The sequence below is a fragment of the Paenibacillus sp. Root444D2 genome (assembly GCF_001426375.1).
In the GTDB taxonomy this organism is placed as follows: domain Bacteria; phylum Bacillota; class Bacilli; order Paenibacillales; family NBRC-103111; genus Paenibacillus_E.
Genome location: NZ_LMEO01000045.1, coordinates 144,316 through 166,225, shown reverse-complemented (window position 1 = coordinate 166,225; position 21,910 = coordinate 144,316). Strand labels below are relative to the sequence as shown.

The following is a 21,910-nucleotide window of genomic DNA, read 5'->3' as shown; positions in this document are numbered from 1 at the left end:
CCCAAAAAAGTAAATTCATGAACTAGACGATAAACACCTTATTCATTATAGTGGGTTTTAAGATAACAAACCCAAAAGAGGTGTTCACTTGAATACTCGATTATTGTTGGAAGCGCTGCAAGCTGCGGAGAAGGATCATGCTTCCCTTTTTGAAGAAGTCAGAACGCGATCTGAGGATATTCGCTCAGGTATGGACAATCCGCTGCTTGCTGCACACCGGATAGAAATCCGGCAGTTAGCTGCCCAATTTCTCACGAAGCCCATCGAGGCGCTGCCCTTCAGCGCATTTCGGTTATTTCAAGTAAATGGATCGAGAAAAGAGTTCGAGAAGTTGTACTTCGATCGTCGACGTCGGCTTGCTGCTTTTGCAATCGCTGCTTTAACGGAAGATGATGCTGCATTCATTCCTGCACTCGAGGACATCATCTGGGCCATATGCGACGAATACACATGGTGTTTGCCTGCACACCTGAATGTTCATGATTCCGAAGCAGAAGATGAGGCGCCAAGACATGTAGATTTGTTCGCTTCCGAGACGGCACATGCGTTGAGCGAGATTTGTCATTTGTTCAAGGATCGGCTTGATCCACAGATTGTTAAACGTGCACGCCACGAGGTCATGCGAAGAGTACTGCAGCCTTATATGCTGCTCAAGAAAGTGTTTGGGTGGGAGACAGCAACGAATAACTGGTCGGCAGTATGCGCAGGAAGCATCGGAATGGCTGCTATTTATATGATTCAGGATTCGAGAATCCTGATGCCTGTCTTAAATCGCGTTTTTGAAGCGATGGAGTGCTTCCTTGAAGGGTTTACCGAAGAGGGGGCGTGTCTCGAAGGTCTCGGTTACTGGTACTATGGTTTCGGTTATTACGTATATTTTGCTGAGCTGCTGAAGCAGCGTACAGGTGGACAGGTCGATCTGCTTCTGGATGAAAAGAAAGCCCAGCGTATTGCGGAGTTCCCTCAATTCTGTTTTCTACAGGAGAATCATGTGGCGAATTTCTCCGATTGCTCGCGTACAAGCGGCATTCAGACCGGATTATTCAGCCGTCTATGCCAAAGGATTGAACAACTCCGTACGCCGTCACTGTCGTATCGCTCGAATTCAATTGATCACTGCGGCCGCTTCGCTACGGCACTTCGTGATCTGGCTTGGACGGACTATTCGCTCCTGGAAAAAAGAGAAGGGCTTCCGCTTCGCTCAGAATTCCTTCAAGAAGCCGAATGGATGGTTAGCCGGTGTCAGGTGGGAGGCAAACTCATCAGCTTTGCTGCCAAAGGCGGACATAATGCGGAACCGCATAATCATAATGATATCGGACATTTCGTCTGGGTAGTGGACGGCGTCAGGTGGTTCGAGGATCTTGGTGCTGGTTTATATACAAGACAATATTTTGGCGACGAACGTTATTCGATTCTTTGCAACAGCTCGGCTGGGCATAGTGTTCCCATCATCAATGGCTGCTTTCAAAGTGAAGGAGAGTCGTATCGCTCTAAGGTAGTGGAAGTGAGTATTCAGGATGGAAGAGATCGATTCCTGATGAATCTGCGGCAAGCTTATGACGTACCGCATCTGCACAAGTTGGAGCGATTGTTCGATTTGGATAAGCTGCAAGGCAAATTAACGATAACGGACAGCTATGAATTCACGGAATCTCCAACATCGATTACAGAGCGTTTCATTACCCTTAATCCGCCAGAAGTTGGTAAGGAAGGGGAAATCATTTTAAGCGCAAGTGAAGGTCGGAAGCTTCGACTTGTATATGAAGCCCACCAGTTGAATGCAGCGATTCAGACTGCTGAACATTTGGATCATTCTGGGAATGCCGAGACTGTGTATCTGATTGATCTGCAGAGTATGGATTCGGCCAGACAGCAGGTCATATCTGTGACGCTTGAGCCTATGTATGAATAAGGCGTTCCAACTGATGTGATGGTAATGTCACATATATTGACATATAACAACATTTTTTATATAATCGAACCATCACAAAGAAGTGATCACGTAGAAAATCTAACATTTCTTTCTTTTATGTTCTAGTCGGCAACGAAGCCTATCCGTTACAGTTTCTGTGATGGGATAGGCTTTTTCATGTGTAAAAAGGAGGAACCACTTTGTTCAAACTATTTCATTCATCATCGTATGAAAAGGTTCATGGGGATTTATTAAAAATGGCTACAGGTGATTTCAGTATGAACTGTGCCCCTGTTGTTGGTGAGAAATCATTAATCAGTACGTTGAAAAAAACAATTCGCAGTTTGAAATCTCTCATCCGAATCGTTGATAAATCGTCGAGTGAGCTTTATCACAAGATGGAGGATACGAGCACTAGGTCAACTCAGATTACTGTGCAGGTAGAAGAAATAACGGCAACGATGCGGGAAATGGCTGAAGGTATGCAGGATACCTCCGAACATGCCCAGTTCATATCAGATCAAATCCATCCTATCCACATCTTCCTTGAAGGAGTTAAAGATAGCAACAGTGCCATCGTCCAATCATCAACTCAATTTCTGGGAGAAGTAAGCTCCGGCAGAGTTGAAATGAGTGCAGCGATGGAACAAATGCAGTTAATCTCCAAGGATAGCACGCAAATCTATGTGAAAATGGATGAATTGAATAAAGCTCTTGAGAAGATCGCAGACATGACCATTCTAATCGAACATATCTCGAAACAAACCCAATTGTTAGCGTTAAATGCGAATATCGAAGCGGCGCGTGCAGGAGAACAGGGAAAGGGATTTGCAGTCGTTGCTCAAGAGATTTCGAAAATGGCCATTCAGACGAAGCAGGAAACGGTTAACATACAAGAACTTATCCAAACGGTTACTTCTAGTGCAGACGGATTGCGGGGTTCGATTCACCAGATGCAGGACACGGTTGGTACAGGAGCGCATACATTGCAAGGAGCAGTTAGTAAGTATGAAAGGATGGAGACGTTTCTTGGTCAACTTTTGGGGGACATGCAGGAAGTAGATGGTCGCTTAGAAGGTGTTACCAGCAATACATTGTCTATTGCAAATTCGATTAATCAAACGTCAGCAATGATTCAACAAGTAGCGGCTGGGAGTGAAGAAGTTTTGGCTGCTGCTGATGTTCAGCTTCAGAATATCTTGGGGATGAATGAAAGTATTCAAGAAGCAACAAGGAGCAGTCTTTCCTTACGCTCGGTAGTTTCGCAATTTAAATTGCCTTCACTCCAGCACTCTCATGCCTTGCAGAAAGATTTGGATAAGTGGATGGAATGTGCGACGGGCATGCGAGCGATCATGGTTTCGTTGATTGAAGCGAGGAATCCTGAAAAAATAGCCGATTGGTACCAGAAAAAAGTGGCACAAGAGGTGCTTTTACAAACATGTATGAAAGAGCTGGAAAGTAAGTTGAAAGAGGCGAGTGATCGAAAATACTTCTCCTCGTTGCGCTCTGCGTGGGATGCTTTTGGTGTGATCAAGGATCAAAATGCAGCATGGATGCTGGAAGGGCAATATGATAAAGCGAAGCAAGCGCTGATTAGCCGCGGGCGAGAGAGTTTTAAACAAGCGGTTGATGTAGCTACGGAATGGATGGAGCAAGTCCACAATTAATGATTCATCTTCTGATAAATAGGTTAATGAAGGGAAATGCTTCACCTAATCTATGTTGATCCTCGCTTTCGTGGTCGTCATTTAGGGAGACAGCTGCTTGATTTTGTAGTGGATGAAGCCCGTTAGAAAGGTAGGAAAATCATTCCTTCATGCTCATTCGCGTTGCAAGAATTCACACGCCATCAGGAGTATGCAGATGTATGGGCGAAGACGGGTACGAAGTATTCGGATAGTTATAGTTCGAAAAGTACAAACCTATAGAAGAGTGGCTGTCCCAAAAGTAGTCGAAGTTATCTGGAAGTTAGGCAGTACACACAGAGTTTGCCGACCTGTGACGCAATGATGAAAAGTATCGTTACAGCACTAAAATGATGATAGAGCTCCCTTGCAACAATGTAAAACATCATTCCATCAACCTTTTATGAACAGTTATTCGTCCAATCTCCCTCGTAACGATATAAAACATCGTTGCAGCAATCGTAATGCTACATCAACTTGAATCTAACGATGAAATACATCATTGCAGCAAAAGTATGGTGAGTGTTTTTATTGACGGTTTTCAGGTTTCCGGTTTGGAGGATAGAGGCAATAAGGGAAGCCTGTGCGTCTTTTTTCGCAGCGAAAGGAGCGAAAGTTGTACGCTGTACAACAATTTAGGTGATATCTTCTCTCAAAGCTGTTGGATGTTGTATTTCGTGCAACAATTTAACCGTATTTCATGCTTTGGAGCTGCTTTTTGGAGGAAATGTTGTACATTCTACAACAATCGAAGGGATATCGTTAATTAGCTAGCTTAATGTTGTACAGAATACAACTTTGCTTTTTCGTAGCCCATGTGGGGGAGGACAATATTGCTTTGAGCAGCCCATATAGGGGGATTGCAACATTACTTTGTGCAACTTATATATAGGGAGCACAACATTGCTTTGAGCAGCCCATAAGAAGGAAGTAGAACATTGCTTGTATCACCATATGGAGGAAATACGGTTCCGAGCATCTATACAGAACAATACTCATCTATGAAAGAAACAGAGACACATCCACTGGTGGATTGTGCCTCTGCTTATTTGTGTTGGCCTGCTTGCACCGCAGGCTGCTGTTATGATTCTCGCAGCCAAGCTTTGGCGAGCATCATGGCACCGCGCGCGGCAGCGGTGTCGGCCAAGGCATTGAGCATCACGAAGTCGTGGATGATGCCTTGGAAGCGCACGGACGTGACGGGCACGCCGGCTTCGCGAAGCTTGTTCGCGTAGGCTTCGCCTTCATCGCGCAGCACGTCGGCTTCACCCGTGATGATCAGCGCGGGCGGGAGGCAGCTGAGCTGCTCGAGCGTAGCTCGCAGCGGGGATGCCGTCACCTCCGCTCGTTCGCGGGGATCGGACGTGTACTGATCCCAAAACCACTGCATCGCATCACGACGTAAGAAGTAGCCTGTTGCGAACTGCTCATAGGAATCCGTATCGAAGGATGCATCGGTTACAGGGTAGAACAGCAGCTGCTTGTGGATGGGCGGCCCCTTGCGTTCCTTGGCGACCAATGTAATGGCTGCGGCCATATTGCCGCCAACACTATCGCCTGCAATAGTGAGACACTCTGCGTCAAAGCCGTACTCTTTTGCATTATTGGCTATCCATTGGAGGACAGTATAGATCTCCTCGAGTGCAGTTGGATACTTGGCCTCAGGCGAAAGGCTATAGTTGGGGAATACGACGGCTGCCTGAGCACCAACTGCAAGCTCCCGGACCAAGTGATCATGTGTATGTGAATTTCCGAAGACCCATCCAGCACCGTGGATGTATAGGATAACGGGGAGTGTCGGCGGTGATTTCTTTGGTCGCAGAATTCTCACGGATACCTCACCGCGCGGGCCGCCTGCGATTGTGAGATCTTGCATGTCGACAGCTTCTTTATGGACAGGCTCGGATTGCACCTTGTCAACAGTCTCGCGCCCTTTTTCAGGACCTAGATCGAAAAGAAATGGCGGTTTTGCAGTATCTTCTGCGAATTTCTGCGCGGCGGCTTCAAGATGAATTTTGTTTGGCATGGATAGTTCCTCCTTTGACGTGTTCACGTATGGATTAACATCATCGATTGTTGATTCAAATGCCTACTACTATGTAAACGCTGAACCTAAGTTTGAATCTCTCTTCCGTCGAAAAGGCACTCAATAGGTTGCCCTGATTCACAGGATTATATCCATTTTCGAAATATTCTGAGGTCATTTTCCCTTTAAGCAAGATCTTGCTTTTCTCTTGAATGTAACTGGCTTTCAACATTTGAACTAGTACATAGCAATAATTAAATGTTATTATGAAAGGAAATAAGTAGAAAAAGGATGTGGATAAATTGGAAGCGCTATCTCTGAGTGCCCTTCAAGCAGGTAATACGTCACATAACTATGAAGTTATTCCGAATTGGGCCAAAGTGCCCGAAAACGTCACACTAGGTTACACACACGGAATTGAAGTTGATAGTGCGGATCGCTTTTATTTGTTCCATACCGGAACGCCTTCTGTTGTAGTATTTGACCGCAATGGGCAATATTTGAATGCTTGGGGCGAAGAATTCGAAGGAGGTGCGCACGGCTTTTATCTGCACAGAGAAGCAGGTGGCGAATTCCTTTATGTGACCGACACGGACAAAGGGATTATGGTTAAAACAACATTAACCGGCGAACATTTGCTAACAATCGGCACGCCTGATCTACCTGAGATTTATGATGCTGAACACAAATTTGTGCCTACGGATGTGGCTGTAGCGCCGAATGGCGATATTTATATTTCAGATGGTTATGGCCAAAGCTGGGTGCATCAATATAATGCTCTTGGTGACTATATTCGCTCATGGGGAGGAAAAGGCTCAGAAATGGGGCAATTCGCTTGTCCACATGGTATTTCCGTTGATTTACGACGCGGAGAACCAGAACTTTATGTTGCGGATCGGGGCAATCATCGGATCCAAGTGTTCACACTCGATGGGCAATTCAAACGAGCTTTTGATCATGATATGGATATGCCTTGCAGCTTCTATTTCTACAAGGATGAAATGTATTTTCCGGACTTATACAGCCGTGTAACGGTATTCGATAAACATGATAGATTAGTTACGCATTTGGGTGAGGATCGTCAAGCTAAATTGCAGGAGGGATGGCCTAATCTAGATAAAGCATACTATCGCGCCAACAAATTCAGCTCACCGCATGGCATCTGTGTCGATTCGCGCGGGGATGTGTATGTGGCGGAGTGGATTTCGGATGGACGCTTGACCAAGCTAGCTCGCAGGTAATTGTTTGTTATAATCATCGTGATACTATCATGCAGGAACAAAGTCACTCTTCCAAGAGTGGCTTATTTTGTGCTAAAAGCCTGTTCATTTTACTTTACCTTAAGATAAGCTAACTTTTTCTGAGTAAACGATAAGCCTGTTGTCCTACATGTGCGCTATAGTTAATTTGTTGATAAGGGCCACTTTTAGGAGGGAATATGTTGAGTAAATTAACCAATGAAGAAGTCGATTTTTATAAGAAAAATGGGTATTTACTTTATGAAAAGCAGCTGTTTTCACCAGAGACGTTAGCTGAATTGACGGATATATTTGAAGATCAACTGAAGCAAAAAGGAAGTAAACTGTCCGACGAGCTGGACACACCTCATTTCCGCGAAGAACGCCTGCTCAAATTCCTCTTGTCTGATGAAGTACTGGATCTCGTGGAGCCTATTATTGGACCGAATATTGGTCTATGGTCCAGCCATTTTATTTGCAAAGACCCCTTTATTGGCAGGGCAACACCATGGCATGAGGATTCAGCTTATTGGAAAGGCCGGGTTAGTTCATTTGATAAAATCGTTACGGTTTGGCTTGCTATCGATCACAGCTCGAAGGAAAATGGCTGCATGCAAGTTATTCCCGGCACACATAACAACGGTTTCTCAGAGTATGAAAGTGTAGATGGCTCCCAGAATCTGTTTAATACGCAAATTAAAAACATGAATACATCAACAGCTGTTCACTTCGAATTACGGAGAGGTCAATGCTCGCTGCATGACTCGCGCATCATTCACGGTGCAGATCCTAACAAAAGTGAAAACCGTCGTTGTGGATATACCATGCGTTATTTCTCAACCGAAACGCAAGTGTATCCAGAGAAAAATCGAAACTTTAAAGTATGGTTGGCACGGGGTCAAGATCTAGCAGGAAATACGTATGCTAACGTATAAAAGACAGCTGCAATAGCCGATTTATGGTGTGTCTCATTGTGCTATAATAAATGGAAAAATGGAGGCGGAGGGCAGGTATGAAGAAACAACCGATTAGATTAACGAATGCCCAATTTATTGATCCCTCCACCTCCTTTCAAATTTACTTTCAACACATTAACTCCGAGCACCACTCCCTGCATTGGCATGAATTTTATGAGCTTTGCTTTGTTCTCCGTGGCAGAGGAGTCAACATTGTTAATGGAACGGAGCATCAGCTTACCAGGGGAAGTCTTTTTTTACTCACACCAGCTGATTTTCATGAGATCTATTCTTTTCCCGATGAACCCATGGATATTTACAACCTTGTTTTCTCCGGTGAATTTCTTGGAGAAGACATAAGAGAGCTGATGTTTCAACAATTTGCCGAATATATGTTTGATATGGATGTCAACTTTGACATGATAGAGTCCGAATTTCACCTGATTAGCAGTGAGGCCCATAATTGGATGCCAGGTCAGCAAATGATGGTGAAAGGTGCGCTAGAGCGGATTCTTCTTACCCTTTTTCGAGCCTATAATCAACAGCACCCACGTATCGATGAAAAGGATGTAGAAGCGCAGCATCGTTCGATTCAGAGAGCTCTTGTCTATATTCATCACCATTTTCGTGATCCACTACGATTAGAGGACGCAGCCAAACAAGCTGCTTTGGCACCTAATTATTTCAGTCAAGCATTTCGTAACATGACAGGTATTCCATTCCAAATTTATTTACAAGGACTGCGGTTGAACTTTGCTAAATCCTTGTTAATGGCATCGGATATACCTGTCACAGAGATTTGCTATGCATCCGGATTTAATACGCTAACCCACTTCGAACGAGCTTTCAAACAAAAGTTCGGGAGCTCGCCGAGAACCTTTCAGAAGTAAGATTGTGGAAAAGGCCCCTGTTTTGTAACCATACAAAATAGGGGCTTATTTATTTTATTGGGGTTTTAACATACCGCCATATAGTGTATAACGCGTGCCCGGGATTCGCGCGCTTTGAGAGCTGTGATAGAAATGGGGAGTTAATGAATTAGAAATTGAGATGGAAAGTTGTACGGTGTACAACAATTTCCTCGAATCCTACGGGGCAAGCTAAAAGATGTTGTATTCAGTACAACAATTCAGCCTTTTTAAAGGGAATAGGGCTACTTTAGGCTAGAATTGTTGTATTTTTTGCAACAATAAAGCAGAAAACTTGAATTAGCTTGCGTAATGTTGTACAAAATGCAACAAGACACGAATGATCAAGCGAATGTTTGAATCAATTACGTCTAGGGTGTAACATACTTTGCATCAAACATTACAAACAGTCTCGTCAAAGGTCGGTGTAAGCCGGTTTTTTGAACGCAAGCTTTCTTATGAGAAGAATAGAAATGATGGCAATTTTTTAGGAAAAAATAGGTTTACAAACTCTGGATATAGGCTTATAGTGAAGTGAAGGTGTTTCCCTTGGTAAACTCTTTGTCCCATCGGAAATAAAATTTTTTTTGACTAAAATGTTTCCCTAATACAAAATAATTGTAAACAAGCAATATTAAATAGGAGGGCATGACGATGTTCCGTAAACCGGTTGATAAGGTATCAAGACGTAATCTTTTGAAAATGGGAACTGCTGGGGCTTTTGCTGTCATTGGCAGTGCTTTACTGAATCCATTTGGTAAAACAACATTAGCTGCGGATAAGCATAGCGTTCATAATGCTATGAAAGAACAATTGCATGATGGTATGAAGCATGGTTATGTTCCGAGTACAGAAGTGACTGAAGGTTTTAAAGCAGCACAGAAAGCACTCACAGCATTTGATTATGGCAAGGTTAGTAAGCTTCCTGATGGAAGAACGTTAAGGGAATACGAAATTTCATCATATGAAACTAACGTTGAGATCGCGAAAGGGATCAAGTTTCCCGGGTGGACATTCAATGGCACGATACCTGGACCCACAATTCGTTGTACCGAAGGGGATGTCCTTCGAGTGAAGTTTACCAATGCAACGAGCCATCCGCATTCGATTCATTTTCATGGTATGCATCCTACCAACATGGATGGACTGGAAGCAGTTAATGCAGGTGGTTCATTCATATATGAGTTTGAAGCAAAGCCTGCTGGTATGCATGTGTACCATTGTCATGTTGCTCCTCTCGCCAGACATATTCATAAAGGACTTTATGGTAACTTCATCATTGATCCGAAAAAACCAAGAGCAGCAGCAAAAGAATTCAATATGCTTATGAACGGCTATGATCTTGACCTAGATGGCGAAAATGAAGTCTACACGGTGAATGGATACGCATTTGCCTATCAGCAAGAACCAATTAAGGTGAAAGTTGGGGAACTCGTACGTATTTATCTCAGTAATCTTACTGAATTTGATCCCATTAATTCTTTTCACCTTCATGCGAACTTTTTTAACTATTATGCAACTGGCGCGGATCCTGAAGCTCGTCCCAATTTTACAGATACCATTATGCAATGTCAGGGAGAACGTGGCATTTTAGAAATTGTGTTTCCAGCTCCTGGGCGATACATGTTTCATGCTCATCAAAGTGAATTCGCTGAGCTCGGTTGGATGGGCTTCTTCATAGCTGAATAAGAAAGGAGGAGTGAGCGTACGATGAGTACTAATGTTCAAACTGAAAATAAAATTTCTCCAAACAAATTTAAAGCTATCCTATGGGGAATTCTCCCCCTAATCTTACTAATTGCGATTATCACTACCATTGCAAAAGTAGGAACAGGAGTCGAAAATGAGCCGGCTGCTCCTATTGAAGTTCTGAATGTGGAGAAAATAACGCTCAATGATGAAGGAATCCAACTTAAGGTGCTTAATTCAGGACCAGAGGAAATTACGATCGCCCAAGTCGTCGTGGACGGAGCCTTTTGGAATGCGAAATTCTCGCCAAGTGATACCTTACAAAGATTTGAACGTGGAACAGTCAAAATCCCTTACCCCTGGGTGCAAGGAGATCCACATGAAGTTAAATTAATCACCTCAAATGGATTAATTTTTACCGGTGAAGTTGCGGCCGCAGCTGCAACACCTGAACCAAATGGTAAACTTTTTTGGCAATATGCATTAATAGGATTTTACGTAGGGGTTGTTCCTGTCGGGTTAGGACTCATGTGGTATCCATTTTTACGTAGATTTTCGGTTAGAGGGATGCATGCTATTCTCGCATTGACGATAGGGCTTTTGTTCTTTCTGGTGATCGACACCTTTCAAGAAGGATTTGAAATGGCTTCAGAGGCTCCAGGTGTATTTCAAGGTACCGGACTGGTATGGTTTGGTGCACTGCTCAGTTGTCTCTTCTTAATAGCGGTGGATCAGTCGAATGATCGCAAGCTAAGCAGCAGTTCTTTGGAGGGAAGAAGGGTATCGAGCAAAATCGCTACAGGTATTGGTCTTCATAATTTTGGCGAAGGGCTTGCCATAGGATCCGCTTTTGCAGTCGGAGAAGCTGCTTTGGGTACCTTCTTAATCATCGGGTTTACTCTTCACAATATCACGGAAGGCGTGGGGATAGCGGCACCCTTACTGAAGGATCGTCCGAACTGGAAGACTTTTGTCACCTTAGCATTGATCGCCGGTGGACCCGCGATTATTGGAACTTGGGCAGGTGGATTTATTTTTAACGATACATTAGCCGCGCTATTCTTCGGTATAGGCGCTGGTGCTATACTGCAAGTCATCTATGTCATTTCCAAAATGATTCTTAAAGAATCCGAGAAAAGAGGTCTTTCTCCTGTTTCTTGGATGAATTTTGGAGGTTTAACTGCAGGAATTCTTATTATGTATGTGACAGCTCTCATGGTTAAATTTTAATTCAGAAACCATAATATGGGGTAGGTGAACATCATGCTATCAGGCATTGGCGTATCAGGCTTTGTCATCATCTTTGCAGTTGCGTTACTTTTATTCGGACCTTCGAAGCTTCCACAGTTAGGCCGCGCATTCGGTACAACGATTAAGGAGTTTAGGCAAGGAACGAAGGGATTGTTGGAAGAGGATTCCAAAGAGAAGCAGAAAGTAGAATGAATAGTAGACCAATCCACAATTTTGCGGATTGGTCTTTTTCATATTTTTAATACTCCTGAATTAAAACTTGCACAATATGTGCTGCCATATCTGCATAACCGATTAACAATTTACAAATAATACCGTTGTTTACCCGATAAGGAGGGCATAAAAGGCAATGAATATACGAGTTCGAAGCAAGCAGGGGATCATGCTGTTGATCGTTCTCTTGGTAACGCTAGCTTTCGCAGGATGTTCGAAAGATGAAGCGATCAAAGTCGGTATCGAGAAAAATAACCGTCCCTTTACGTATACAGAGGGGCAAGAGAAGAAAGGCTTCGAAGTGGAATTATGGCAAGCCATTGCTAAAAAGGCGAAACTAAAATATGAATGGGTAGCTATGGAATACGGTGAGTTGAACAAAAGTGTGAAATCAGGCGATGTGGATTTGGCAATCGCCGGAATGACCGTCACGAATGCTCGCAAAAACAAATTAGACTATTCAGATCCTTATTTTCAATCGGGAGAAGCGATACTCACCGCATCAGATAACGAGGGGATTAAAGGCAAAGATGACTTGGCCAAGAAAGTGGTGGCAACTAGGAATGGATCGACTGCTTATTATTTTGTGAGTGAAATTCAAGGGATCAAAATAAGGAGCTATGCGAATATCTCCGATGCTTACGATGATTTGAAAAATAAAAACGTTGATGCAGTTGTTTTTGAAGAGCACAGCATTCAAGATTATGTGCAAAACTCAGCAGAAGGAAAAGCTAAAAAAGTAGGGGAAGTTTTCAACAAAGATAGCTACGCAATCGTTGCTAAAAAGCGGAACATGTACATGGGAAAGATCAATAAGGCCATTATAGCAGTCTCCAAAGATGGAACTTATGAAGCTCTCTATACGAAGTGGTTCGGAAGTAAACCAGAAAAAATGCCTAAAGAGCTTAAACACGACATGGAAAAGGATATTGAACACGAATCATAAGGAAAGAAAAGTCGACTAATAAATAGTCGACTTATTCGTCTTACGGATTATTCTGTCACGTCGGATGCCCTTGGAACCCACAGAATCATAAAAACAAGTGAACATAGAACAAATATCGGTGGAGCATATTGGATTAGCATGATTTCCATAGGTTTAGTCACCCTTCTTTATAAATTTACCTTGTACATAATCAGCATCAAAAAGAAATAGACGCATAAGCAGAAACAGAGATGGGATTACAATAACAAGCCCTGCAATTAAGGCAATGACTAACGCAGTTCCCATTGCTTGATTCGTAAAGTTTTCGTGAATGGAGATGTATGGAAATAAAAGATACGGTAAATGGGCCTTACCATAACCAAAGAAAGCAAAAGCAAATTGCAAAAGCACCAATATGAACGCTAGACCTAGCTTAATTTGTTTCCAAAGGAAGTAGACGGCAACTAAAAAGCAGAGAAATGATGCTCCGAACATCCATCCAAGGTTAAGCATGTTGCGGAAATGTTCTGGGTTTTGCTGGTTTATGGCGAAAAAGACAAGCAGACTTGCAAGAATAGTAGGTCCGCTCCAAAAGAGAGCATAGCCTCTTAAAATTCTAAAAGCGGGATAGTCTTTTGCTCTATAGGCATAGAAGGAAAGGAACATGGACGAGATATAAAGGACGCTGACCAGCGATAGCAGGATGACCGACCAAGTATAAGGACTCCCAAGTAACTTACTCCAATCTAGTAAAATCATGCCGTTCTGTTCAACGATGATTCCACCCTCAGATATGGTTAGTACCGTAGAAAGGGTTGCAGGGATGAGCAAGCCCGTAGCTCCATAGAGCAGCATGTACCATTTGTTATCCTTGGAACCATAGTTGCTGAAAGCGTAGTAGGCTCCTCTTATGGCTAACAATATGATAGCCACACTGCCTGGCACGAGTAACGCAGTACCATAATAACGTGCTGTTTCAGGGAAGAATCCAACCATACCGACGTAGAAGAAAACTAAGAATACATTGGTAACTTCCCAGACAGGAGACAGATATCTTTCAATGATCTTATGAATGATATGCTTTTTCATCGTAATAACCGAATAGTAACTGAAGAAACCAGCACCAAAATCAATGGATGCCACAATTAAATACCCGTATAAAAAGATCCACAAAACAGTTATTCCAATTAGTTCTAGGCTCATTCTTTGGTCCTCCCTCCGAAAATACCAAGTGCAATCAGTTCATCTGCAACATCGTTTTTTCTGAAAAGTTTGGATAACACTTTTACTGCGGTCAATGCTAAAACGATATAAAGTAAACAGAACAGCAGTAACATGGTATCCACGTCTTGTGAAGTTGTAGCGGCATCAGCTACCTTCATATATCCACGCAATATCCATGGTTGGCGGCCAACCTCCGCGTAAAACCATCCACATTGGATGCCTAGCATGGAAAGAGGACCACACACAATGATAATCGCTAGAAGCCATCTCGGATAAGGTTTACGGGATTTCTTACGTGAGTACCACATATGACAAATGGCAACGACGATCACAAACATACCTATAGCAACCATGGCGTCAAAGAAATAATGCACGTATAGAGGAGGACGAAGATCTTTAGGAACATCATTCAGCCCTTTTACCTCAGTTCCTGGAGTTCCACCTGCCAAAATACTTAGAGCATACGGAATTTTCAACGCATATTTAACCTCATTATTTTGAGTCAAAATACCACCAAGAACGAGCGGTGCATTCGTAGCCGTTTCAAAATGCCACTCGGCTGCGGCAAGCTTTTCAGGTTGATTATGAGCTAGAAATTTGGCTGATAGATCTCCGATCATAGCCGTAGTTATAGCGAACACTAGCCCAGCAGTAACGGTCAGTTTTAATGCTTTTTTGGCGTATAAAGTGTCCCCCTTTTTCCTGAGAAGGGAGTAGGCCGCTATAGCAGCCAAGATGAATGCGCTGGTCATGTAGGCTGAGGAAAGTACATGTGCCACTTTGGTGGGCATTGATGGATTAAACATTGCTAGAATCGGCTGTACATTCGTAATTAAGCCATCTTTTAGAGTGAAGCCTTGCGGCGTATTCATGAATGCATTCACTGTCGTAATAAAAAACGCTGAAGCAGAGGAGCCAATGACAACAGGTACGAGTAGTAGCAGATGATGTTTAGGTTTCAATCGTTCCCATGTATATAAATAAATGCCTAAGAAGATAGCCTCGATGAAAAAGGCAAAAGTCTCTAAAAATAATGGAAGTGCAATCGCTTGCCCAGCAATCTCCATGAACTTCGGCCACAATAGGCTGAGTTGAAGCCCGATGGCAGTACCAGTAACCACTCCAATAGCAACGGTGATAACGAATCCCCGAGCCCATCTTCGTGCCAGCAACGCATAATAGGGATCTTTACGTTTAATGCTGGCTAACTCAGCCAACATAATCATGACCGGAACGCCAACGCCGATGGTAGCGAAAATGATATGAAATGCCAGTGTAGTCTCAGTGAGTAGGCGGCTATAAAATACGGAATCGTAGATAGGCATATGGACTCATCTCCTTTGTTAACTTTCATAAGTTCAAAAAAACTTGCGGATAAAAGAGAGGAACATGACAAAAGCAACAATGAACATCAGGTACATCAATCGTTTTTCATGTTTTAGAGATTGGTTCAAGCGGTATCACCTTCTGTTTTCAATTTGATTTGTTATATGTTTCTATCTTACTCGATGTATGTGATTTTTTTCACATGATATGTGAATACGGTTTGAACAAAGTATTACAACTTTATTAACGTTATGAGTAATAGTATTCAGGACCGACCTGATCCTGGCCTACGAAAGTATTCTGGATACGTATCAAAATGAAGTACTGCTCTAGGCGCGGGCTCAGACGATCCAGGAAGACTCGATCCGCAAAGCGATGCGTAATGGATCCGGGAAATCCGGCCAAATGGTTTTGGACACTTTCCGTGTGGTCGGCAGTTTTTACACGAGAGTGAAGTGAAGGAGAATTGTACGATTATACATGCATGAAATGCGATCATCCATTGTTTATGGCTTAGATGGTTGGAGGCCGTCTGGCAGCTGGTGTTACCCGGCTTAACTTCCGGTCATCATTAAAAAAGGGCAGTCGAATGATTCGACTGTCCTTCTTTATTATGAATCTCCAATGGCTTCCTTGAGAAAATTACTTGCCATTCGATTCGGTTAACTTGTTATTTTAAATGGCTGACAGCAGCGTTGAAATGTTTGAGCATTTCACTAAAAGATTCAAGCTGGTCATCTTCCCATTTTGCAATGCTTTCAAAAAAGACGGATTCTTTTTCTTTTAGAGCATCTACGGTCATTTGTCGTCCAAGCGGAGTCAGTGATAACAGTACGCCTCGACGATCATCAGGGGACGTTTCACTTTGCACATAGCCTAATCCCTTGATTTGATTGACAAGACGACTAACAGAACTACGGTCCATTGCTGTAGATTCCGCTAAAACAGTAGCGCTTGCAGGACCGTACGAGAAGAGCCATCGGACAATAAGAAACGCTGCGGGTTGCAGGGATGAATCGAAACGTGCCGCAGCTCTGACATTGAGCGCATGGGAGGCGCTAATAAGTGCGTTTAACTGTTCGCCGAGCCTAAGTTCCAACTGCTCTCTCTCAGTAAGTTGGTTTGGAGTCAATTCCTTCATAGTTCACCTCAAATGAGTAGTAATCTCTAAAACAACTTGACATATATCAAACAAATACATATGATTGACATATATCAAGTATATTGATTTATCCATTACGTGTCAAACTGCAAGGGAGGACTTATTATGACAACTAACCAAATTATTGTAATTACTGGCGCTACTAGCGGTCTCGGCCAACTTGCTGCAATGGAAATGGCAAAACGCGGCGCTCATCTTGTGTTAACAGCCAGAAGCAAAAATCGGGCTGAAACGACTGTAAAACTGTTAAAGGACATCGCGCCGAAAACTAAAGTGGACTTTTTTTTCGGAGACCTATCGATAATGAAAGATGTCAGGAAGATCGGAACTGAAATCAAAGCTTCATATCCAAAGATTGATGTACTAATAAATAATGCAGGATTGCATGCATTTGAGCAGCGAATTACATCTGAGGGTTTTGCAGAAATGATGGCCGTTAACTATTTGGCTCCGTGGTTATTCACCCATTTATTACAACATTCATTGATGAAATCAGGAAGTGCAAGGGTTGTCAATGTCGCTTCAGAGGCATCGCGTAATCATGGTGAGCTCAAGCTTCCCGAGGATTTGACCGATACCTCATCTTTTACTGCTAGAGGCTCGTCTTCGCATTATGGTAAAACGAAGCTGCTCAATATTATGTTTACTGGAGAACTGGCACGTCAATTTTCTGGAACGGGGGTCTCTGTTAATGCGCTAAATCCGGGCTTCAATGTAACGGGTCTCGGACGTGAGCTCTGGTTTGCTGCAATACTTGAACGTATTTTTAAATTTCTGCATGTCGGAGATCCACGCAAAGGAGCTGAAATTATTACACGGTTGGCTGTTGAGCCACAATACCAGGATGTGACCGGCGGTTACTTCAACGTTGGAACCGGGGACTCTATTACGCCAATATCCCCTGGCGGAGATACCGAAATTCAAAGAAAACTGTGGAATGATACGCAAGAATTACTGCAACGAAAAGGCTTCATCGAGTAGAAGGCAGAAGTGAAGAGAGTTAAAGTACGGTCGAATAAGCAATGATTACCGTAAATAACTAGTAAGTCTGGTGTCACCTAGGGGGTTCATTCGGGAGGGGAGGTGGCTTTTTGACGTATATGTGTATAATAGAAGTATGATATTTTTAAAAGGTGGTCTCCATACGATGATTAAATGCACCAATTGTTCGAAAGTCACAGAACTTCAGATGCAGCGCTGCATCCATTGTGGGAAGATCCTAACTTACACCGTTGCAGAGAAATTCGATATCCTAGCAGAATCCGTTGAACATGCGTTGAAGAAGGAGCTAGAAGCAAGAAGAAAGATGAGGCATTAGTTAAGCTGCTCTGTGTCATCTCACGGTCGTGAGTAGCCCAAACTTAGAATTCGTGGAACATATGGGCAGTATAATATAGGGCAGAAAGTGATGATCTTGAAGTTTTTTGTCTGCAGATAACGCGAAAATGACTGCCAGCAGGCAGATAAAAAAGGGGAGTATGAAATGACATACTCCCCTTGAAGGCGTTGGGATTTATTGGATTTTTGAGGGTTAGGCTAATTGCAGCCTAACCCTTATTTATTGCGAGGCATATGAATTTGACTGACATCTCCTGCGTAGTTGCGGGAGTTGTTGTACGGCGTACAACAATTTCTTTGATTTTTGCTCGTCAGGCTGGAGATATTGTATTTGATACAACAAATTAGCCATATTTCATTCGAAATGGCCAATATTGCATGGAATTGTTGCATTAATTACAACAATGGCGAGGATAACGCTGAATGGGAGCAGTAATGTTGTACGAAGTACAGCTTCACATGTTTTCAGGATATCGGGACACCAAGTAGTCAGGATGTTACCTTTTGTAATTTAGCAGGATTGTTGATTTTATAAGGTATCGGATGTTTCGAGAGCTTCTTCGCTACAATTTTACATTCGAATGAGAGCTTGTCCCCGATTTCCAGTTCCAATTTCTTAAGTGTGGCACTGTGGCTGGACCAAGCTTCGCCGATCTCCATTTCTGGTTCTGTCAGGGAAACAGCCTCGTAGATAACGACTTCATCTTCAGTATCAGAGAAATTGTTCGGTACCGTTGTAAATTCCTTTACAGTAGCGATCATTTTCACTTTTTCTTCGGGAAGTTGAAGCTTTGGAGCTTTTTCTTTTTTGGCCTTCTCTTTTTTCGGCTCTTTGGGGGCCTTTTTAACTTCCTCGACATTAGTATCCGCATTAACTTCCACATTTACTTCGACGCTAACTGGAGCATCTTCTTGCAAAGTCTCAAGCTCTAAGACTTCCGCTTCTGTGGAGTCAGCGGTTCCTGCGCCTCTCTGGCTGTAATTGGCTGCTTGCATTTCCTTCAGGTAAGAGGGATGGATGCAGTGCAGCTGCTTGTTGTCGAATTCAATGACAGCGGTCATTTTATCCACAAAACCAACAATGCCGCATGGTAGATTCATGCCATTCCCCTTGTAGAAGAATGCCTTTGTTTTCGCTGCTTTCTCTGAAAGCAAGCCCCATTCTTTACACTGTTCGAGCTGATCGCTCTCGTCTTCGAAAGTATTATACGAAGAGGGCTGGATGGTAAACGCGTGGACCACGAGATCTCCGCCTTTCTATTATTTGTTTGGAAGTATGTATCGTTAGTTATTCTAAGCGGTAATCGTCGGTTTTCTCGCCATCTTCCCAAATCTCTACGAAAAGGGCCTCGCAGTTTTCAAAGTCAGCCGGCTTCAGAGAAAGTGCTTTCTCCTCATCTGCGCCTACATAAACATTTTCCATTCCTTCGCCATCGAAGGAGAGGATAACATATATTTTCATATGCCATTGTGCCTCCAGTATTTTGATATTGAACATTATAACACAATTGCGGAAATGTTCGCTTGATGAGCGGAGAATGGGAGGAATTGCAAAGGAACTGCGGACAATAGGACGAATCTTTATCAAATCTTTATTAAATTTGGATAGGATTATGTATGATCCTGTCGAATTATACCAATTGCAATTTACATAACTCTATAATTTTCAAGGGGGAACAAGCAATTGGTTATTTGGAAGGGTTGGGGCATTTTAGCGGTACTAATGGCAGGTGCCGGGTTTATCGTAGGAATTCTGATTGAAAGTTTGATCTACGGATCAAGCAAAGACGTATTACATGGTTGGCCATATACGTTAACATTGATTGCCGCTGCTGTCGGCATTTGGTTTAGTGGGAAAGCATTGAATAAAAGTGCAGGACGTGTTCTCGTGGATCAACAGACGAATCAACAATTTAAAATGGGTACACCGCACTCTTTATTTTTCATCCCTATGCAATATTGGGCTTTTCTATTAGGCGTAATAGCCATTGCTATGTTATTTAAATAATCACAAAGATTGCCTTTGATTCACCCTCTTTGGGTGAGTCGATGGCAATTTTTTTTGCTCAAATCTTGCCGAATTTTGTACAAACGTTTTGCTGCACTTTCTGCATCCAGTTGCCTGTGAAGATGTTTTAAAATCACCTCCAAGTTCATATAGATGAATACAACCTGTTCTCCATATTGTAGTGGCAGCACTTCCATCCATCCGTTATGAGGGAATCGAAGGAGGGGGTTCGAGGGTGGCGATATTCTTATTATTTGTCATCGGATGTCTATGTGGTTTCTTATTATTTAGAAAAAATGTGATCACCGTCAGTCAGGAACAAGTTCCGAAAAATGTGAAGCTGTCTATCATAATCCCTGCTAGGAATGAAGCATGCAATTTGCCTCATATCCTCCATGCACTCAAGGTCCAAACGCTGGAAGCCTTTGAAATTATCGTTGTTGATGATTTTTCGGAGGACGACACGAAGGAAATTGCTGAAAGTTACGGGGTTACTGTGATTAGCAACACGAGTCTTCCACAAGGCTGGACAGGGAAAAACTGGGCTGTATGGAACGGATATTTGCATGCTTCGGGTGATTTAATTGCCTTTCTTGATGCGGATATTCGCTTAGCTCCACGTTCGCTGGAGGCATTGGTTAAAGCGAGAAATAAAACGGGAGGCGTCGTTTCTGTCGTTCCCTTCCATTATACGGAGAAGTTCGTTGAAAGACTGGCGCTGATCTTTAATGTGCTTGGTGTATTCGCTTTTACGTCCCCTTTTGAAAAGAAAAATCCGAAAAAAGGTCTGTATGGCTCTTGCATCTTAACGACCAGAGAAGATTATGAGAAGATCAAAGGACATCAAAGCATCAAGTCGGAAATGTTGGATGATTTGAACCTTGGGGCTACCTATCGGCATGCCGGGATTCAAGTGACGAATTTTATCGGGCGAGGCCTGGTTTCTTTTCGTATGTATCCACAAGGGATCAAAAGTGAGGTTCAAGGCTTCGGGAAAGGAGCGGTCCTAAGCACATCAACGTTAAGTCCGGGTACGATTCTCCTTGTTGCGATTTGGGTTATCGGGCTGATTGCTTCAGAAACTTTCTTCCTATTCATCAACACTTCGTGGGCGCTACCGCTTTTTATTGGATATCTCTTATACATGATACAGCTGTTTTATTTGGTTAAACATGTTGGAGTGTTTGGAATCATCATGCCTGTTTTGCATGTTCTCTCAACGTTATTTTTCATCTGCGTCATGCTGTTTTCTGTTTATCAGGTTGTATTCCTTGGGCATGTTTCATGGAAAGGGCGGCACGTCAAGGTAGGAAGCAGGAGGGGGCAATGACCATCGTTTGGACGGTTTGTGCCTTTCTATCAGGATCTTTCATGTTTTCTTACTGGCTTGGACTTATCGCAAAAAAAAACTTGAAGACGGTCGGTGACGGTAATCCAGGGGCACTAAATCTGTGGAAGGCAGCTGGCTTTAAGCTTGGTGTTGTTGGCATTATTCTCGACTTTTTAAAAGGATACCTTATCCTCCTTTATATATTGCATTATGAGAATATTCAAGGGTACTTCATTATTTCTATCGCACTAGCCCCGATTATCGGGCATGCCTTTTCTCCATTCCTTAAGGGGAAAGGAGGTAAAGCAATCGCTGTGACCTTCGGGGTATGGAGTGCTTTATCCAACTTTGAAGCTTCTCTTGCTTTTGCCGTAGTTTTGGCCATTTTACTGAGTGCAATCAAGGTGATCAACAGAGGAAAGTCAATATCTACTGAGGCAGATGGCTTGCAGGTCGTTGTCGGTTTTTTGTTGGTAGGTATCTATTTGTATATGAGGGATTATTCGATTGCGATCCTCTGGGTTTGGTTAGGGAATTTTCTAGTGCTCGCATATACCCATAGATATGAGCTTGCTTTTTATTTAAAAAGGCGATGAAGAAATAAATAAATGGATCTCGGCCATTGATGCCGGGATCCATTTTTTTGTTCGAGAGGGATTGGGGTAAGCATTGCTTACCTCTTATTTGTTGGGGCGCTCCAGATTAAGCGCGGT

General features: G+C 43.0%; 21 protein-coding genes. 15 read left to right on the top strand and 6 right to left on the bottom strand.

Features of this window, described 5'->3' with window-relative positions; all coding sequences use genetic code 11:
• The first annotated feature begins 88 nt into the window (after positions 1-88).
• The 3 genes from ASD40_RS22520 to ASD40_RS39465 all read left to right on the top strand — a co-directional run bounded on the left by ASD40_RS22520 (position 89) and on the right by ASD40_RS39465 (position 3,711).
• A complete protein-coding gene (locus ASD40_RS22520) occupies positions 89-1,915 on the top strand; it encodes a heparinase II/III family protein (RefSeq protein ID WP_057305404.1) in 1,827 nt (608 codons plus the stop codon).
• A gap of 200 nt (positions 1,916-2,115) precedes the next feature.
• Complete coding sequence (locus ASD40_RS22515) at positions 2,116-3,585, top strand: methyl-accepting chemotaxis protein (RefSeq protein ID WP_057305403.1); 1,470 nt, start codon at positions 2,116-2,118, stop codon at positions 3,583-3,585.
• Between the two features lie 36 nt (positions 3,586-3,621).
• Entirely contained in the window at positions 3,622-3,711 is a 90-nt protein-coding gene (locus ASD40_RS39465; protein ID WP_082562377.1) for a GNAT family N-acetyltransferase, read from the top strand.
• A 973-nt stretch (positions 3,712-4,684) separates the two neighbouring features.
• On the opposite strand, the gene ASD40_RS22510 is transcribed toward ASD40_RS39465, so the two are convergent.
• Positions 4,685-5,629, bottom strand: coding sequence for an alpha/beta hydrolase (locus tag ASD40_RS22510; protein ID WP_057305402.1), 945 nt, complete (start codon positions 5,627-5,629; stop codon positions 4,685-4,687).
• Positions 5,630-5,922: 293 nt separating this feature from the next.
• On the opposite strand from ASD40_RS22510, the gene ASD40_RS22505 reads away from it, so the two are divergent.
• The 7 genes from ASD40_RS22505 (at position 5,923) to ASD40_RS22475 (ending at position 12,830) form a co-directional block, all read left to right on the top strand.
• Positions 5,923-6,870, top strand: a complete 948-nt coding sequence (locus ASD40_RS22505) for a 6-bladed beta-propeller (protein WP_156390154.1) — start codon at positions 5,923-5,925, stop codon at positions 6,868-6,870.
• 197 nt (positions 6,871-7,067) lie between these two features.
• Positions 7,068-7,802, top strand: coding sequence for a phytanoyl-CoA dioxygenase family protein (locus ASD40_RS22500; protein WP_057305400.1), 735 nt, complete (start codon positions 7,068-7,070; stop codon positions 7,800-7,802).
• A gap of 77 nt (positions 7,803-7,879) precedes the next feature.
• Positions 7,880-8,713 (top strand): AraC family transcriptional regulator, encoded by an 834-nt coding sequence (locus ASD40_RS22495; protein WP_057305399.1) that lies wholly within the window; start codon positions 7,880-7,882, stop codon positions 8,711-8,713.
• A 672-nt stretch (positions 8,714-9,385) separates the two neighbouring features.
• The gene (locus tag ASD40_RS22490) at positions 9,386-10,420 is read left to right on the top strand and encodes a multicopper oxidase domain-containing protein (protein ID WP_057305398.1); all 1,035 of its coding nucleotides are present in this window, start codon (positions 9,386-9,388) and stop codon (positions 10,418-10,420) included.
• 21 nt (positions 10,421-10,441) lie between these two features.
• Positions 10,442-11,650 (top strand): ZIP family metal transporter, encoded by a 1,209-nt coding sequence (locus ASD40_RS22485; RefSeq protein WP_057305397.1) that lies wholly within the window; start codon positions 10,442-10,444, stop codon positions 11,648-11,650.
• Positions 11,651-11,683: 33 nt separating this feature from the next.
• Complete coding sequence (locus tag ASD40_RS22480) at positions 11,684-11,863, top strand: twin-arginine translocase TatA/TatE family subunit (protein ID WP_057305396.1); 180 nt, start codon at positions 11,684-11,686, stop codon at positions 11,861-11,863.
• 157 nt (positions 11,864-12,020) lie between these two features.
• The gene (locus tag ASD40_RS22475; protein WP_057305395.1) at positions 12,021-12,830 is read left to right on the top strand and encodes a transporter substrate-binding domain-containing protein; all 810 of its coding nucleotides are present in this window, start codon (positions 12,021-12,023) and stop codon (positions 12,828-12,830) included.
• 153 nt (positions 12,831-12,983) lie between these two features.
• Here the strand turns inward: ASD40_RS22475 and ASD40_RS22470 are convergent, their stop codons facing one another.
• The 3 genes from ASD40_RS22470 to ASD40_RS22460 all read right to left on the bottom strand — a co-directional run bounded on the left by ASD40_RS22470 (position 12,984) and on the right by ASD40_RS22460 (position 16,500).
• On the bottom strand, positions 12,984-14,012 hold the full coding sequence (locus tag ASD40_RS22470; RefSeq protein WP_057305394.1) for a cytochrome d ubiquinol oxidase subunit II: 1,029 nt from the start codon (positions 14,010-14,012) through the stop codon (positions 12,984-12,986).
• Complete coding sequence (locus ASD40_RS22465) at positions 14,009-15,358, bottom strand: cytochrome ubiquinol oxidase subunit I (RefSeq protein ID WP_057305393.1); 1,350 nt, start codon at positions 15,356-15,358, stop codon at positions 14,009-14,011. Before ASD40_RS22465 ends, ASD40_RS22470 begins: the two co-directional genes overlap by 4 nt.
• A gap of 671 nt (positions 15,359-16,029) precedes the next feature.
• Positions 16,030-16,500, bottom strand: coding sequence for a MarR family winged helix-turn-helix transcriptional regulator (locus tag ASD40_RS22460; RefSeq protein WP_057305392.1), 471 nt, complete (start codon positions 16,498-16,500; stop codon positions 16,030-16,032).
• A 126-nt stretch (positions 16,501-16,626) separates the two neighbouring features.
• On the opposite strand from ASD40_RS22460, the gene ASD40_RS22455 reads away from it, so the two are divergent.
• Together ASD40_RS22455 and ASD40_RS22450 are read left to right on the top strand one after the other, a co-directional pair.
• Positions 16,627-17,502 (top strand): SDR family NAD(P)-dependent oxidoreductase, encoded by an 876-nt coding sequence (locus ASD40_RS22455; RefSeq protein WP_057305391.1) that lies wholly within the window; start codon positions 16,627-16,629, stop codon positions 17,500-17,502.
• Between the two features lie 166 nt (positions 17,503-17,668).
• On the top strand, positions 17,669-17,839 hold the full coding sequence (locus ASD40_RS22450) for a hypothetical protein (RefSeq protein ID WP_154669597.1): 171 nt from the start codon (positions 17,669-17,671) through the stop codon (positions 17,837-17,839).
• A 509-nt stretch (positions 17,840-18,348) separates the two neighbouring features.
• Here the strand turns inward: ASD40_RS22450 and ASD40_RS22445 are convergent.
• Together ASD40_RS22445 and ASD40_RS38270 are read right to left on the bottom strand one after the other, a co-directional pair.
• Positions 18,349-19,101, bottom strand: a complete 753-nt coding sequence (locus ASD40_RS22445) for a hypothetical protein (protein WP_057305389.1) — start codon at positions 19,099-19,101, stop codon at positions 18,349-18,351.
• Positions 19,102-19,147: 46 nt separating this feature from the next.
• Positions 19,148-19,321, bottom strand: a complete 174-nt coding sequence (locus ASD40_RS38270; protein WP_164484144.1) for a hypothetical protein — start codon at positions 19,319-19,321, stop codon at positions 19,148-19,150.
• 222 nt (positions 19,322-19,543) lie between these two features.
• Between ASD40_RS38270 and ASD40_RS22440 the strand changes: the two genes are divergently transcribed.
• The 3 genes from ASD40_RS22440 (at position 19,544) to ASD40_RS22430 (ending at position 21,793) form a co-directional block, all read left to right on the top strand.
• Entirely contained in the window at positions 19,544-19,867 is a 324-nt protein-coding gene (locus tag ASD40_RS22440) for a hypothetical protein (protein ID WP_057305388.1), read from the top strand.
• 235 nt (positions 19,868-20,102) lie between these two features.
• A complete protein-coding gene (locus tag ASD40_RS22435) occupies positions 20,103-21,197 on the top strand; it encodes a glycosyltransferase family 2 protein (protein ID WP_057305387.1) in 1,095 nt (364 codons plus the stop codon).
• Positions 21,194-21,793: a glycerol-3-phosphate acyltransferase gene (locus tag ASD40_RS22430; RefSeq protein WP_057305386.1), complete on the top strand. Its 600-nt coding sequence runs from the start codon at positions 21,194-21,196 to the stop codon at positions 21,791-21,793. Before ASD40_RS22435 ends, ASD40_RS22430 begins: the two co-directional genes overlap by 4 nt.
• Positions 21,794-21,910 lie beyond the last annotated feature (117 nt).